At 46.1% G+C, this 14,297-nt stretch carries 13 protein-coding genes and 1 pseudogene; 9 read left to right on the top strand and 5 right to left on the bottom strand.

The genetic code is table 11. From position 1 onward, the window contains the following. Positions 1-91 precede the first annotated feature (91 nt). The 6 genes and pseudogenes from RIM23_RS17105 (at position 92) to RIM23_RS17080 (ending at position 6,224) form a co-directional block, all read left to right on the top strand. The gene (locus tag RIM23_RS17105) at positions 92-244 is read left to right on the top strand and encodes a hypothetical protein (protein ID WP_446368382.1); all 153 of its coding nucleotides are present in this window, start codon (positions 92-94) and stop codon (positions 242-244) included. Then, positions 238-549 (top strand): annotated as a pseudogene (locus tag RIM23_RS17100) (hypothetical protein); the annotation flags it as partial. The gene RIM23_RS17105 and the pseudogene RIM23_RS17100, both read left to right, overlap by 7 nt. A gap of 20 nt (positions 550-569) precedes the next feature. Then, entirely contained in the window at positions 570-1,931 is a 1,362-nt protein-coding gene (locus tag RIM23_RS17095; protein WP_446368381.1) for an MFS transporter, read from the top strand. A 351-nt stretch (positions 1,932-2,282) separates the two neighbouring features. Further along, entirely contained in the window at positions 2,283-2,498 is a 216-nt protein-coding gene (locus RIM23_RS17090) for a hypothetical protein (protein WP_446368380.1), read from the top strand. Between the two features lie 107 nt (positions 2,499-2,605). Continuing rightward, complete coding sequence (locus RIM23_RS17085) at positions 2,606-5,482, top strand: tetratricopeptide repeat protein (protein WP_446368379.1); 2,877 nt, start codon at positions 2,606-2,608, stop codon at positions 5,480-5,482. A 1-nt stretch (position 5,483) separates the two neighbouring features. Then, positions 5,484-6,224: a tetratricopeptide repeat protein gene (locus RIM23_RS17080; RefSeq protein ID WP_446368378.1), complete on the top strand. Its 741-nt coding sequence runs from the start codon at positions 5,484-5,486 to the stop codon at positions 6,222-6,224. Positions 6,225-6,672: 448 nt separating this feature from the next. On the opposite strand, the gene RIM23_RS17075 is transcribed toward RIM23_RS17080, so the two are convergent. The 4 genes from RIM23_RS17075 to murC form a co-directional block, all read right to left on the bottom strand. Continuing rightward, positions 6,673-7,062: a nuclear transport factor 2 family protein gene (locus RIM23_RS17075; RefSeq protein WP_446368377.1), complete on the bottom strand. Its 390-nt coding sequence runs from the start codon at positions 7,060-7,062 to the stop codon at positions 6,673-6,675. A gap of 170 nt (positions 7,063-7,232) precedes the next feature. Beyond that, a complete protein-coding gene (locus RIM23_RS17070; RefSeq protein ID WP_446368376.1) occupies positions 7,233-7,577 on the bottom strand; it encodes a YbaB/EbfC family nucleoid-associated protein in 345 nt (114 codons plus the stop codon). 83 nt (positions 7,578-7,660) lie between these two features. Then, the gene (gene murB / locus RIM23_RS17065) at positions 7,661-8,635 is read right to left on the bottom strand and encodes a UDP-N-acetylmuramate dehydrogenase (RefSeq protein WP_446368375.1); all 975 of its coding nucleotides are present in this window, start codon (positions 8,633-8,635) and stop codon (positions 7,661-7,663) included. An 87-nt stretch (positions 8,636-8,722) separates the two neighbouring features. Next, a complete protein-coding gene (gene murC, locus RIM23_RS17060; RefSeq protein ID WP_446368374.1) occupies positions 8,723-10,255 on the bottom strand; it encodes a UDP-N-acetylmuramate--L-alanine ligase in 1,533 nt (510 codons plus the stop codon). A gap of 535 nt (positions 10,256-10,790) precedes the next feature. Here murC and RIM23_RS17055 point away from each other — a divergent pair. Both RIM23_RS17055 and RIM23_RS17050 read left to right on the top strand, forming a co-directional pair. Continuing rightward, a complete protein-coding gene (locus tag RIM23_RS17055; RefSeq protein ID WP_446368400.1) occupies positions 10,791-11,807 on the top strand; it encodes a type I glyceraldehyde-3-phosphate dehydrogenase in 1,017 nt (338 codons plus the stop codon). 402 nt (positions 11,808-12,209) lie between these two features. After that, complete coding sequence (locus tag RIM23_RS17050; protein ID WP_446337007.1) at positions 12,210-12,518, top strand: hypothetical protein; 309 nt, start codon at positions 12,210-12,212, stop codon at positions 12,516-12,518. 26 nt (positions 12,519-12,544) lie between these two features. Here RIM23_RS17050 and RIM23_RS17045 read toward each other — a convergent pair whose 3' ends face one another. Then, positions 12,545-13,222 carry a hypothetical protein gene (locus RIM23_RS17045; RefSeq protein WP_446368373.1) on the bottom strand — a complete coding sequence of 226 codons (678 nt, stop codon included), beginning with the start codon at positions 13,220-13,222 and terminating at the stop codon, positions 12,545-12,547. Positions 13,223-13,355: 133 nt separating this feature from the next. Here RIM23_RS17045 and RIM23_RS17040 point away from each other — a divergent pair, with 133 nt between their 5' ends. Continuing rightward, positions 13,356-14,291 carry a metallophosphoesterase gene (locus RIM23_RS17040; protein WP_446368372.1) on the top strand — a complete coding sequence of 312 codons (936 nt, stop codon included), beginning with the start codon at positions 13,356-13,358 and terminating at the stop codon, positions 14,289-14,291. Positions 14,292-14,297 lie beyond the last annotated feature (6 nt).

Below are 14,297 nucleotides of genomic sequence, written 5' to 3'. Positions count from 1 at the left end.
TTTTGTAAAACAAAAGCTTGGCGCACAAGGATAATTGTAGCACGATTGACATCTAAGACTCCCTGCCTAAGTTTGGTGAAAAACCAGACGGGTGGAAAGCACTAGTGCAGCGCGGCGGAAGTCCTTGAGCAGCTTTGTCTATGCTGTTAAAGCAGGGGGAGCAGGGGGAGCAGGGGGAGCAGGGGGAGCAGGGGGAGCAGGGGGAGCTGTTAACTGTTCAGTTATTTCTGCCTTCTTGCACTAGGAAGACGAATAAAGCGTGGCTTGTATCGTAGTAGCGATGGTTTGATTGTAAATGCCGATTTAAACGGCAGTGCTAACATTTTAAGAAAAGTAGCCAGAAAGTTAGGCATTGACCTAAACCGACTGAGTAGACGGTGTTTGACGACCGTAGCGAGAGTGAGATTGTGGGCTTTGCCACAGCCTACTCTGTCAGCAGAATCCCCATCTATGCAAGAGCGGGGAGTGTCAACATTAAATGTTCCTTGTAGAAAGTCGGTAATCATAGAAGGCGATCGGGCTATGCAGGGTTATCAACCGATCGCCTAGTGTTGTCAGACAACTGATTCATGAAAAAACAACCATTAAATTTTTGGCAGCTCTGGAATATGAGCGTTGGATTCTTCGGCATTCAATTTGGCTGGGGACTCCAAATGGCAAATATGAGCGCCATTTTTGAGTATCTAGGTGCAAATGCCCATCAAATTCCCATTCTTTGGCTAGCCGCCCCCCTGACGGGGTTAATCGTGCAGCCGATTATTGGCAATATGAGTGATAATACCTGGGGATCTCTGGGTAGGCGACGACCGTATTTTTTGATTGGGGCAATTCTGAGTTCGATCGCGCTGATTGCAATGCCTCACTCATCGGCACTGTGGATGGCAGCCGGATTATTGTGGATTTTAGATACATCGGTCAACATCAGCATGGAGCCGTTTCGGGCATTTGTGGGGGATTTAGTGCCAAGAAGCCAACGGACGATGGGATTTGCCATGCAAAGTCTGTTTATTGGCTTAGGCGCTGTTAGTGCTTCGGCATTACCCTGGATTTTAAATAACCTCTTTCATATTCCCTCCCTCAGTGGAAATGAAGGGGCGATTCCCCTGACAGTGCAATTCTCCTTTTATATTGGTGCTGCCTTTTTCTTTGGTACGGTACTGTGGACAGTTCTATCTACAGAGGAATATCCGCCGCAAAACTTAGAAGCTTTTGAGAAGCAAAAAAAGGAAAAAGGGGGTTTGATCAATAGTATTCGAGAAGCCGCGATCGCGTTCAAAGAAATACCCCCGGTGATGAAACAATTGGCTTGGGTGCAGTGCTTTACCTGGTTAGGCATGTTCTGCTTCTTCCTGTACTTTCCCCCCGCCGTCGCCTGGAATATTTTTGGCGCGACAAATCAGCAATCATTACTTTATAACGATGGGATTGAATGGGCAGGAATTTGCATTGCTTTCTATAATGCCGTTTGTTTTGGCTTCTCTCTGTTATTACCGAGAATAGCAGAAGCCACCAGTCGCCAACTCACCCATAGCTTCTGTCTCCTCTGCGGTGGGGCAGGTTTTATGTCGCTGATGGTGATTGACAATCAATATCTGCTATTCCTGTCCATGGTGGGGGTTGGTATTGCTTGGGCAAGTATTTTGACCCTGCCTTATTCCATGCTCATTGGCGGTTTACCCCCCAAGCGCACTGGCATTTTCATGGGCATTTTTAACTTCTTTATTGTGTTACCTCAGATTGCCGTGTCTTTGGGGTTTGGCTGGGTGATGGATAATCTTCTGGATAATGATCGCCTCTTAGCCATAGTCATCGGCGGTGTCTTTATGGTGATTGCAGCGTTCTTGACACAACGGGTAGAAGACATACCAGCACAAGATTTACCATTACCTGAGGTGAAGTTATCAGAAGAAACGGCAGAAACGGCAGTTTAAAACGAATGGCACTCTCTAATTTGCCTTGTGAGATCGCCAAAACCTTTGATATACCGTAGGGTGGGCATTGCCCACCAGCATACCAGTCAGTGCGATTCAGTTGAAAACCCGTAATCATGTAGAGGGCGGTAAATTTAAATTGGGTATTAGTAGCGAGCTGACAGGCTCGCACTACAAGAATAAGAGCCATTGTTGGCATTAAGATTTTTAAATGCCGAACAGCTTCTTGGAAGCCGTGCAATGTAGGGGCTTTCTTTAGGGATTAACGTTAGGAGATAGATCTCAAACTGCACAACAAAACCCGCCCTCATCCCTGCTAAAGTTTAGCTGTAGGAGTTGCTATCAGAGTCAATGGCAGATATCCAATTTGAAATTCAAGGACAAGACGCGATCGCAGCAACGGAAGCCTTATTCGCCCATCCCGGATTAGAAGGGCATTGGGAGACGGCTGACGAACCGGATAAAGAAGGTACAATTGCCACCATTGGCGCGATTGTCGGTATTGTTGGCGGCATTATCACCATTGCTGAAAGCGATCGCTCCCTCTGGCAGAAATCACCGACCTAATTGGGCTAGCGGAACGAGATTACTACGTTCGCCTAGCCGTCAATTATACCATCACTGGGCGTAAATTATACAACTGGTTAGATGGGAGCGATCGCTTTCTCCAACGTTTGCTGAATCAGTCTCGCCGAGAGGGGATTGTTTTAGCCATCAACGCCGCCGAACAACTGGCACATCTGCCCTGGGAAGTGCTGCATGATGGCAGTAGTTTCCTGGTGCAGAAACTGCCTGCGGTTATTCCTCTACGCTGGGTATCATTGAATAGTCGGAAACTGGAAATTGATGCCGCACCCCAAAATCGGGCGCTGAATGTCCTGTTTATGGCAACCTCACCGTTAGGGATAGAACCCGTCTTGGATTTTGAGGCGGAAGAGGGGCGAATCCTGAAAGCGACAGCGCGTCAACCTTTATCACTGACAGTAGAAGAAAGCGGCTGTTTGTCGGAGTTGGGGTATTTAGTCGATGATTACGGCGAGGGATATTTTGATGTCTTGCATCTGACAGGTCATGCTACCTTTGTTGATGGAGAACCCCGCTTTTATACAGAAACAGAAATAGGTGAACCTTATCTTGCCAGCGCTGAAGATATTGCCAAAGAACTACAATTTCGACTACCCAAACTGATATTCCTCTCCGGTTGTCGCACAGGGCAAGCCGGGAAATCAGGGGCTATCCCTTCCATGGCTGAGGCATTGCTGAACTTAGGCGTAACAGCCGTTTTGGGTTGGGGACAGAAGGTTTTAGATCAAGAGGCGACAACGGCGGCGGCTGCATTATATCAGGCGTTGTCAGCCGGAAAGACATTAACACAAGCCGTTGCCCTAACATACCAAGAATTGATTAAAAATAAGGCGCGGGATTGGCATTTGTTTCGGCTGTATGCGGCGGAAACGTTGCCAGGGGAGTTAGTCACACCTGTAAGAACCCGTGGGCGCAAACCTGCACCGCCACCAACTGTTGCTACACAGTTTCTAGACACGGCAGGAACAGTAAAAGTCCCCACTCGTGAAAGTTTTGTCGGGCGTCGTCGTCAGTTACAAAACTGTTTACGGGCGCTGAAACCACCATCTGAGGATATTGGGGTATTGATTCATGGTATGGGTGGTTTGGGTAAGAGTAGTTTAGCAGCAAGACTGTGCGATCGCCTGAGTGAATTCCAACGTCTGGTTTGGGTGGGGAGAGTGGATGAACCCAGTCTAGTGAACAAGTTAGCGGCGGCGTTAGATAGTCGGGAATTAAGGGAAGCGTTACAGGATAACAGGGAAGAGTTGAAGTTTCGGCTGCGGCGGGTGTTTCGACTGTTGTTAGATCCCACCCTAGCCCACCCTTCACAAGGGAGGGAACAGCCATTTTTGCTAGTCTTAGATGATTTTGAGGTGAATCTAGAATCCCGCAATGATGGGTATGTGCTGCAACCGGAAGCGGCAGAGGTTTTAGAGGCGTTAGTCTGGGCAATTCAAGATAATTATGCCCCTCATCGCTTAATTATTACCTGCCGTTACGATTTTGAATCCAGCCAGTTACAGTATTTTTACAAGCAAAAAATGGATTCGCTGCGGGGGGCAGATTTGCAAAAAAAGTGTAATCGCCTCACTGCATTTGGTTCTGAATCTCAGGTAGATGAGGCGTTACAGGAGCAGGCGCAACGGTTAGCGGATGGGAATCCTCGCTTATTGGAATGGTTGGATAAGGTGTTATTGAATTTAGAGTCTCCCCAGCTTGCTTTAAATAGGGGGGAAAAGAATACAGTGGCGGATATTTTGGCACGTTTGGAAGCTGATCCGGTGGAGTTAAGAGAAAAGGTTTTGGCAAAGGAACTCCTGAAACAAATAGATCAGCCGATGCGGGAAATGTTATCGCGGGGATTGGTGTTTGAGTTACCCGTACCGAGGGAGGCGTTTATTGCCGTTTGTAGGGGCGGGTTTAGGGACAAACTTACTGGAAATACCGATAACTCTGAAGCGAAACCCGCCCTGAATAATGTGGATGAATACATTAATCGGGCGATAGCGTTGGGATTGTTGGAGGTTAGTCCTGATGAATCATTAAGAGTACCGCGTATTTTGCCATTGATTTTACCGGAAGATGTGGAAAATTTGCACAAGCAAGCGGCTAATATACTGTATCATATTTGGTTGGAAGAAGTAGATAGGATGGAACTACGTTGGATTGGGAATATTCCTTTCTTATTAAATCCTCCAAGCGATTTTTACAAAATCTCAAATAACACATTAGATGGAAAAATTAAAGAAATTCATCGATTAGCATTGATAGGACAAGAAAAAACAATTGTAGTCAAGACATGCTCAACTATAGCCAAACTGTGGAATCATTATAACCGATGGCATGATGTCGTAAAAATTTGCAAAGAAACTTTGGTAATTGCTGAAGATTATTGTATTTTATATAATTTGGCTGTTGCTGAACAGTTCCTGGGTGATATTGATCAAGCAATTGAACATCTTAAAAAATCGTTGGAATTATGCTCGTTAGAGGATAAAGCAGTCAAAGCATCAATTATTCATGCCTTAGCGTATATTAAAACCAGTCAGGGAGATTTTCAGGAAGCCAGTCTCCTCTATAAGCAATCATTAGCAATAAAAGAGAGTATAGGTGATGTTGGGGAGATATCAGTGACCTGGGAAAGTCTAGGAACCCTAAAAATGTTTCAGGGAGATATTGATGAAGCTATCGTTCTATATCATAAAGCTCTTGAATTAGAAAATAGTAATCCAATTAGTTATACAAGAAAGGTCAAGGCATCAATATTACATAACTTAGCAAATGCCTATACTCAAAAAGAACAACTGGAAAAAGCATTATATCTTCTTTGGCAATCTATGAAACTTTCTGAGATAAGTGGTGATTTTTATTACAAAGGGGCAAGTTTACATGAATTAGGACGTGTTTGCGATATGCAAGGAAAAGTAGAAGATGCAATTAAATTTTTATACCAGTCTCTTGAACTAAAAAAAAACGAGTGGTGATATGGCTGGAAGAGCGGCAAGCTTATCAAGTTTAGGTCAATTGTTAGCCGAAGAAAACGAAGAGTTTACAAAAGGTTTAGCCTACTTATACGAATCACTTGAAATTTACAGAAAATTAAACTTTATCCAGAATATAGACAAGATTAAAACCACTATTTATGACGTGAAGCAGCAACAAGCAGCAACATTACACAATACAGCAGTTACTAAAGTTCAAGAGGAATGTTTTGATGAAGCTATCGTCCTTTATCAGAAATCTCTTACTCTTACAGAAAGTATCGGTGATGTCAAAAATAAGGCAGCCACATTGGGAATGTTAGGACAGCTATTAGCAGAGGGAAAAGGAGATTGGGAAACAGGACTGCATTATTTACAGCAATCTATAGAAATATTGCAGTGTCTCCAATCGCCTAATATCACATTAATGAAAAAAATCACTGCCAGAGTACAAACTGAACTGGCGATAATCAAAGCAAACCGGAAAGAGATATCCGAAGCGCTCATGCTTTTTCAGCAGTCTTTGGCAATCAATGAAAGCATTAGTAATGAAAATGAATACGAAAAGGCAATGACATTGATGTGGTTGGGATGGTTAACAGCAATTGCTCAGGGGGATTATGGCACAGCATTAGATTATTTGCAACAATCCCTGGAAATATTGCAGCATTTCCAATCCCCCGAAGCGGAAAAAGTGAGGCAAATGATCGCTAACGTGCAAAAGATGGCAGACGAGAAGCAATAATCCACATCTAAACCATTCTATCTAATGGTAAGGGCGTTGTAGGGGCGGGTTTAGGGGCAAACTTAACGGACAAACCAATAACCTTTGTACAAAACCCGCCCTTTCCCAGACGGTGATTATTCCCCTACGCTGGGTATCATTTGATTTTTGAATCCAACCCGTTGCAGTATTTTTTGTTTCTACATCTTTGAGATGCGATCGCGCTTAGAATCAGGGCGGGTTTCGTTGTTCAGTTTGAAGTCTGCTTCCTAATTTAATTCCTAAACCCGCCCCTACATCTTTGGCGTGCGATCGCGCCTGGGATTAGGGTGGGTTTTGTTGTCACGTTTGATGTCTGTCTCCTAATTTAATCCCTAAAGAAAGCCCCTACAGATTACCTGTACAATTTCTGCAAAGGGAAAACCTAGCAGATCCTGATATTGATTCTTTCAAAAATTTCCCTAGAATCTCAACGCATCAAGGGACTACCATGATGATGAACCAGATACCAAGACGAAGCCATGCGCTCAAAAATATTGGTTGCCATTGACTGCGCCTGAACACTTCTGCCACCGCTAATTTGCAGAATATTTTCGATCAGAATCACGTAGGCAATTTCATTCCGAATCTCGGTGGAAATAATATCTATTTCTATCTCTAAATATTTCGTTTTCCTGAATATCTGTTCCCAGGATACTCGAATCGGCTGCCAACCGCGTAACACATTGCGCCCAGGATGAATACAAAGACTACCAGTTCCTTGCGACCAGACGGCACTCATCGCGTCAATATCTTTTTTCTCAAACGCTTGATAAAAGGCTTGATTCGCCGCTAGGACTTCAGCACGTTTGTTAGTCATGAAATACGTTCATCATTCATGGCTCATGGTACGGCTTCACCAAAAGTAAGCCAGCTCAGTATTCGCTTGGCGAAAAGCCAGCGAGATAATACTCCGTACTCTAGCAGAACTGGGGAGTGCTGTCTCCGATGGATAACCTATAACTCTCATTCCCAGTTCTACAGCTGAGGTTACATTCCCGGCAGATTTAGCCCACTGGTGAGTTCTTCCATACGTTCCCTCATCGTAGTGGTTGATTTATCGTAAGCATCTTTCATGGCGGCTGTAACCGTTTCTGAGAGGGCTTCGGCTCCTTTTGCGATCGCGTCTGGAGCAATTTCCACTCGCAGGGGTTCCTGATTCCCACTCATAAACACCTTAACCATACCATCGCTAGAGGAGCCTTCAATTTCCATTTGCTCCAATTCTTCTTGAAGCTGTTTGGCTCCTTGTTGTACCTCTTGGGCTTTTTTGAATGCTTCGGCAAGTTCCCTCATCTTGCCTAAACCGAAGCCGAATCCTTGTCCTTTGGTCATAACTGATTGAGTATCTCTCAAGTTGGACGGGTTTATCGTTGCTAAGTCTTAATCTTAGTACCGAGACGGTCAATGCGACATCCTTAGACAGGCTGAAACTGTCCTAAGATTTTCACTTCTGGCTCTAAGGAGAGCGACCAATGCTGCTCGACTTGGTGCTGTACATAACGAATCAGTTGGAAGATATCGCTGGCTTTGGCGCCGCCACAGTTCAAGATAAAGTTAGCATGGCGTTCAGCCACTTGAGCGCCGCCAATTTGATAGCCTTTTAAACCCAATTGTTCGATCAGCCAACCAGCGGCGTGGGGTTCGGGATTGCGGAAGACACTGCCACAACTGGGTAAGTGATAGGGTTGAGCATCGCGCCGTTGCTTTAAATGGTGAGTCGTTGTGGCTCGGACTTGTTTAGGATCAGCGCCAGGTTGCAACTGAAACGTTGCCTGAGTCACAAAGCGATTGCCCCCTTGCAGGATAGAGGTGCGATAGCGAAAGCCCAACTCTTGAGGCGTTAATCGCTCCACGATTCCAGTTGGTGAAACGGTTTCCACACTCACCAGCAGATCCGCCGCACAAGTTTGATGGGCACCGGCATTCATCACCACTGCCCCCCCCACAGTTCCTGGAATTCCTACCGCCCATTCCAACCCTTGCCAACCGCGATTAGCCGCTTGCCATGCCAAACGGGCGATTGGCTCTCCCGCTCCGGCTGTCACTCTACCTGTATTGGGGTCAAAGTGGGTAAAGCGAAGATGACGAGTACAGACGACTAAGCCAGACAAACCACAATCACTGACGAGTAGATTAGAACCTGCCCCTAACAAGGTTAGGGGTAGTCCTTGAGACTCTGCCCACTCAAAGCTGGCGAACAGATCGTCTACCTGTCGGGGTGCCACGTACCACTCGGCTGGACCCCCCACACGAAAGGACGTCAGACTGGCTAAGGGAACCTGAGAACGGACAAGGCAGTCAGTTCCTGGTAAGTAAAGCTTAGGCTTGTCAGGAGCGTCCTGACATAGTGGCGCGTTAGCAACACGGGGAGAAAAGGATGACAAGGTCATATCAATACAGGTCAAAAGAATGCCGATGGAGTTTAGGCAGTGGCAGTGGACACACCGAATCAGGTGCGGCTCCGAGTGAACCCAATCTTAGACGGTTTGACTCAATTGAGTCGAATGATCAGGTGTAGCCGTCTGGTAAGACTCTATAACCTGGGGAATAATTTGATTCAAATTTCCCGCACCCAGAAAGATGGCAAGGTCTCCGGGTTGCAGGATTTGGGCGAGTAGTTGGGAGACTTCATCTAATGTTGGTTGGTAATACACCCGCTCATGGTGATCCGCGATCGCGGATCGCACTTGCTCACCTGTAATTTGTCCGACACCGGTTTCCCCTGCGCTGTAAATGTCTGTGACAACGACGAGATCAGCATCGCCAAATGATTTAGCAAAGTTTGACAAAAATGTCAAGGTGCGACTATAGCGATGAGGCTGAAAAATGGCAACAATACGGCGTGATAATTCAACCTGTAAGCGAGCTGCCGCTAAGGTTGCCTGGATCTCACTGGGATGGTGAGCGTAGTCATCGACAAACGTAATTCCCTTACACTGACCCCGAACCTCAAAGCGGCGTTTGGCACCTTCAAAGGTAGCTAGGGCGGAGGCTATCGCGTCAAACTCTAATCCCAGGTATCGCCCCACGGCGACCACCGCTAAGGCGTTGCTGAGATTGTGTTGACCTAACAGATTGAGCTGCAGTGTACCCAACACCTGATCCCCTTCCCAAATCCGCGCCGTGATGGATGGTGCCTGATAAACGACCTGATCCACACTGTAGTCAGCTCCGGCTGTTCGTTGTAGGCTATAGCTGATTGTCGGGGTGAAATGCGATCGCAAGGTCTGGCAATCAATACAGCCCACTACAGTTTGACAGCGATCGGCAAAAATCTTAAAAGTTTCGATGACCTGGTCTAGATTCTGGTAATGGTCGGGGTGATCCAGTTCAATATTGGTAATCACGCCAATTTCCGGAGCCAGCTTGGCTAAAGATCCATCCGATTCGTCCGCTTCAGCAACCAGAAAGGGACTTTGACCCAGACGGGCATTCCCTTGCCAAGCATCCACTTCTCCGCCAACCACGATAGTTGGATCAAGACCCGTTTTCAGCAGCAAGTATCCCATTAAACTGCTGGTTGTGGTTTTGCCGTGAGTTCCAGCCACCGCAATACTTCGGTAATCTTGAATCAACGCGGCGAGTAAGTCTGAGCGATGAAAAATCGGGTAGCCGCCTTCTACAGCCGCTTGGTACTCGGAATTGATCGAATTAATCGCACTCGAACAAATAACTTGGGGTAAGCAGGAGGCAAGATTAACAGATTTGCTAACTTTCGAGGGGACAGCAACTGTTTTTCGAGTGGGTTCTGGTTCAATAGCCGTTGCTGATACGCCCTGATCAGTTGGGACATTCGTTTCTCTAAAAAATTCCAAGTTGGTTGCCTTCTGGTCTCTAAACAGATGAGCGCCGACGGATTGCAACCGCTGAGTAATATGCGTCGAACGAATGTCAGACCCAGATACAGGAAGGTTGCGTTTGGCTAGAACGTAAGCCAGCGCTGACATACCAATTCCACCAATTCCGATGAAATGGAATGGTTTGCCACTAAGATCAACAGTATTAGGCATCTTAACTCCTTACACACCACACCACACAAGCCTACTGTGCCAATAACACGCGCTATCATATCAAGAATTGATTTTTCAGGATATAGCAAAGGGTGGATTTATCAGATTTTTTTTGCCACAGACACACCTAGCTATCAATTGTGTTATTGCTCCGGTGGAGTTGACCACCATGTTTGTACTGTAGTCGGTTTTTCTATCTCCAGACGGTTTTTTATACTCAACAGCCGTCATTCTGGGGTTTCCGGAAAATTAAGCAAAATATAGAACTCCGCTTCTTGGAGCTACCCAACACCCGACATCCGACATCCGACACCCAACACCCAACACCCAACACCCGACACCCCTTACTCTCGACACCCCTTACTCTCGACTCAAATTGACCCAAACCCTTATGGGAAAAGACTTAGAGCCACCTATGGTGTCTACGTTTCCCGATCCTTGGCGCAATTGGCATTTAGAATTTGTCCGGCTTTGCGATATGATTGGGTTCATAAAAAGTATATTTACTGAGCTTGAATACAGAGGGCAAGACGCAGTGATTAGAGTAGCGATCAACGGGTTCGGACGCATCGGACGTAATTTCGCCAGATGTTTACTGACTAGAGAAAATAGTCAGTTGGATTTAGTGGGCATCAATGATACATCTGATCCCAAGACAAATGCACATTTGCTCAAATACGACTCCATGCTAGGGACGCTCAAAGCCGACATCGGCTATGATGAAAACTCCCTCATCATCAACGGCAAAACCATTAAGTGCGTATCGGATCGCAACCCCCTGAACTTGCCTTGGGGTGATTGGGGTATTGACCTAATCATCGAATCCACCGGGGTGTTTGTCACCAGTGATGGTGCATCTAAGCATATAGCCGCCGGCGCCAAGAAGGTGCTGATTACGGCTCCAGGGAAAGGCGGTGACATCGGCACGTTCGTCGTTGGGGTCAATCATCACGACTACGAACACAGCAAGCATGACATTGTTAGCAATGCCAGTTGTACAACAAACTGTCTGGCTCCTGTGGTCAAAGTGATACATGAACACTTTGGCATCATTAAAGGAACCATGACTACGACCCACAGTTACACAGGTGATCAGCGGATTTTGGATGCAAGTCACCGTGATGTGCGTCGGGCAAGAGCCGCTGCGATCAATATCGTGCCAACCTCCACGGGAGCGGCTAAAGCTGTGGCTTTAGTTATTCCAGATATGCAGGGGAAATTGAATGGGATCGCGATGCGCGTACCTACCCCGAATGTATCGGTTGTGGATTTGGTGGCTCAAGTTGAGAAAAGCACCATTGCTGAGCAGTTGAACAAAGTATTCAAAGAAGAGTCAGAAAACTCGCTTAAGGGCATTTTGGAATACAGCGACTTGCCGTTGGTGTCCTCAGACTACAAGGGACATGATGCTTCATCCATTGTCGATGCAAGTCTGACGATGGTAATGGGTGGTGATATGGTTAAAGTTGTTGCCTGGTATGACAATGAGTGGGGCTATTCTCAGCGGGTTGTCGATTTGGCTGAACATATGGCAGCTAAGTGGGAAGGTTAAGGCAAAACTTCACCATTTTGAGCAAATAACCTCTCAAAGAGTTCATCGGCTGAGAATCGAAGGAACATAAACTTGTTGTAATTCCTCCAATTCCGGTTCGAGCGAAGCCTCAATAGAGTCATCGCTCTATGTCGTCGTTGACTAAATTGTTTGGCAATTTATACTCAGGGTCTTAACTCTGAGTATTTTTTTTATGATAGCCCTTGGGTGTGAAATAGGCGGGATCATTGTCAGGGAAAGCTAACAAAAAAACCTTTCTCTTTCATTAGGAATAATCTGTACAATTAACTACATTTATTGTTAAAATAAAATAAATAATTAACTAAACTGTCCGTTTTAGCCAAGTCCAGATAGGATTCCAGCTATCCCACAATTGCATATATATATTGGAGAACAGCTTCCATGCCCATTCAAATTAAAGTTGAGAGTAATGACTTCGAGGAAAAATGCCGTTGCAACTTGTGCGGTAACATTTTTTTCCCGTTAGAGGTGGTGGCAAGAGCGTATCGGGAATCTGGCGAATATGTTAGTGATGTTTGCCCCGAGTGCCTTGCCACTGGTGCAGAGGGAATCAGTACCCGAATGCGCCAACGAGCAGACTACCTGCGATCGCTAGCGATTGAGTTAGAACAACTAGCCAGAACTGAGATTGAATCCCCCAGTCTGGCTCAATTCAATATTGCCAACCAGCTTGAGAAAGCCATGCGCTGATCAGCTTTTGAATAGGGGACGAATGTCTAAGGCTGTAAAATTACTATCCCAGAACCGACTACCGGACTCCGCGCCAATAGGGTTCCATCGGAATTAGTGATTTCCAGTTTGCTCAACTCCAATTCTTTCGAGCGACGCCAAATTTCACTAGCTAGCTGATCTTGCTCCTGTGTCTGCAACTCATACCAGCCGTCACTGACGGTTACAATCAGACGACTACCCGGAAAGTTGGCTTGAATGGATTGAATTAGTCCATTGGCATAGTGATCCGTAATTTCAGCCACTTGATTTTGAATCGCTGTAATCAGGCGTTGTTCTGGGGTAAGTTCCGGAGTAAGTTCCGGAGTTTGTGCAAGTTCAGGTACGGCTAATTCTGGATGTGCAGGGATGGGTTCTGGTTTTACTTCTTTGGCTAACTGTGTCGGTGTCTCTAGGGTTAGGGCGACTGTAGTTACCAGTATGACAACAATAAAAGCCGCGATCGCGCCCGTCAATCCCCAATCCGATAGCTTTTGATTCCACGCCTCTGGTAGTACAGAGCGAATTTTTGCCAAAATGCTATCCCAGATATTCTCAACGGTTTCAAAGCTGGGATAGAGCCAATCCACCATTTTAGACGGGCGAGTGGGTTCAGCCGTATTAGTTTCTTGAGTGGATTCATCTGCCTCTACGGACGTCTGAGGCTTATGCTGCTCCTTTGACATCTTAAATCTCCCTCCCCAGCAACGCCAATTGGCATAAAATGCGCTAGATTCTTCTTACACAACGCTGTTCCTACAGCACAAATTTAGCATTTTTGCCCGTCTTGTCTTCAGTCTGCATGACTGCTCTAGATCTATGAGCCTCAAACGCCGTCAATTTCTAATTTTGAGTGGTATCAGTTGTTTAGGTGTTATTGCCGTTGGTAGTAACCTCAACGCCCGTAAAACGACTCAGACGAGTGATCCCCATTTCCAGACTCCTGAGTCAACACCCTCAACGGACACCCAAAACCAATTAAGAGATCCACATCTGCTACGCTTTGTTTCCGTTGCTGATACAGGTACAGGTGCAGCCGGACAATATGCTGTGGCAGAGGCAATGACTGCTTATTATCAACAGAATCCATACCAGTTAGTGATTCTGGCGGGTGACAATATTTATAACAATGGCGAGATTGAAAAGGTAGAGGCAGTCTTTGAAAAACCCTATCAAGCCTTACTGGAAAATGGAGTGAAATTTCACGCTTGTCTGGGAAACCATGACATCCGCACCGCCAATGGTGATCCCCAAGTCCGGTATCCAGGTTTCAACATGCAGGGACGATACTATACCTTTCGGCGGGGATCAGTCCAATTTTGGGCGATGGATACCAACGCTAATGCGGATTGGCAGCGTCAGTTACCCTGGTTAGAACAGGAACTCAGCCGCAGCGATGCACCCTGGAAGATTGTCTTTGGACATCATCAAATTTATTCATCGGGTCACTACGGATTGAATCAAAGGTTTATTGAAACCCTGACTCCCCTGTTTCAAAAATACGGCGTGCAACTCTATATTAATGGTCATGACCACACCTACGAGCGTACTTTTCCGATTAATGGGACAAGCTATCTAATTTGTGGTGCTGGTGCTGGAGTTCGTCCTGTCGGGCGTTCGCCATGGACTGCCCATTCCGCCTCAAAGCTAAGTTTTGCCGCTTACGAGGTGTATCGCGATCGCATCCTAGTTCGTGGTATTGATACAAAGGGTCAAATCTTTGATCAAGGGGTGATTCCATCTGGTGAAGCTTGACATCCT

The organism is Coleofasciculus sp. G3-WIS-01, from assembly GCF_040223135.1.
GTDB lineage: Bacteria > Cyanobacteriota > Cyanobacteriia > Cyanobacteriales > Coleofasciculaceae > Coleofasciculus.
Note: the sequence above shows the minus strand (reverse complement) of the source record. Positions and strands in the feature narration are given on the sequence as shown.

What these genes read in the sequence shown, in the direction of transcription:
- RIM23_RS17095 (WP_446368381.1), top strand. Translation starts at nt 570, where the DNA reads ATGAAAAAACAACCATTAAATTTTTGGCAGCTCTGGAATATGAGCGTT.
- RIM23_RS17090 (WP_446368380.1), top strand. Translation starts at nt 2,283, where the DNA reads ATGGCAGATATCCAATTTGAAATTCAAGGACAAGACGCGATCGCAGCA.
- RIM23_RS17080 (WP_446368378.1), top strand. Translation starts at nt 5,484, where the DNA reads ATGGCTGGAAGAGCGGCAAGCTTATCAAGTTTAGGTCAATTGTTAGCC.
- RIM23_RS17075 (WP_446368377.1), bottom strand. Translation starts at nt 7,062, where the DNA reads ATGACTAACAAACGTGCTGAAGTCCTAGCGGCGAATCAAGCCTTTTAT.
- RIM23_RS17070 (WP_446368376.1), bottom strand. Translation starts at nt 7,577, where the DNA reads ATGACCAAAGGACAAGGATTCGGCTTCGGTTTAGGCAAGATGAGGGAA.
- murB (WP_446368375.1), bottom strand. Translation starts at nt 8,635, where the DNA reads ATGACCTTGTCATCCTTTTCTCCCCGTGTTGCTAACGCGCCACTATGT.
- murC (WP_446368374.1), bottom strand. Translation starts at nt 10,255, where the DNA reads ATGCCTAATACTGTTGATCTTAGTGGCAAACCATTCCATTTCATCGGA.
- RIM23_RS17050 (WP_446337007.1), top strand. Translation starts at nt 12,210, where the DNA reads ATGCCCATTCAAATTAAAGTTGAGAGTAATGACTTCGAGGAAAAATGC.
- RIM23_RS17045 (WP_446368373.1), bottom strand. Translation starts at nt 13,222, where the DNA reads ATGTCAAAGGAGCAGCATAAGCCTCAGACGTCCGTAGAGGCAGATGAA.
- RIM23_RS17040 (WP_446368372.1), top strand. Translation starts at nt 13,356, where the DNA reads ATGAGCCTCAAACGCCGTCAATTTCTAATTTTGAGTGGTATCAGTTGT.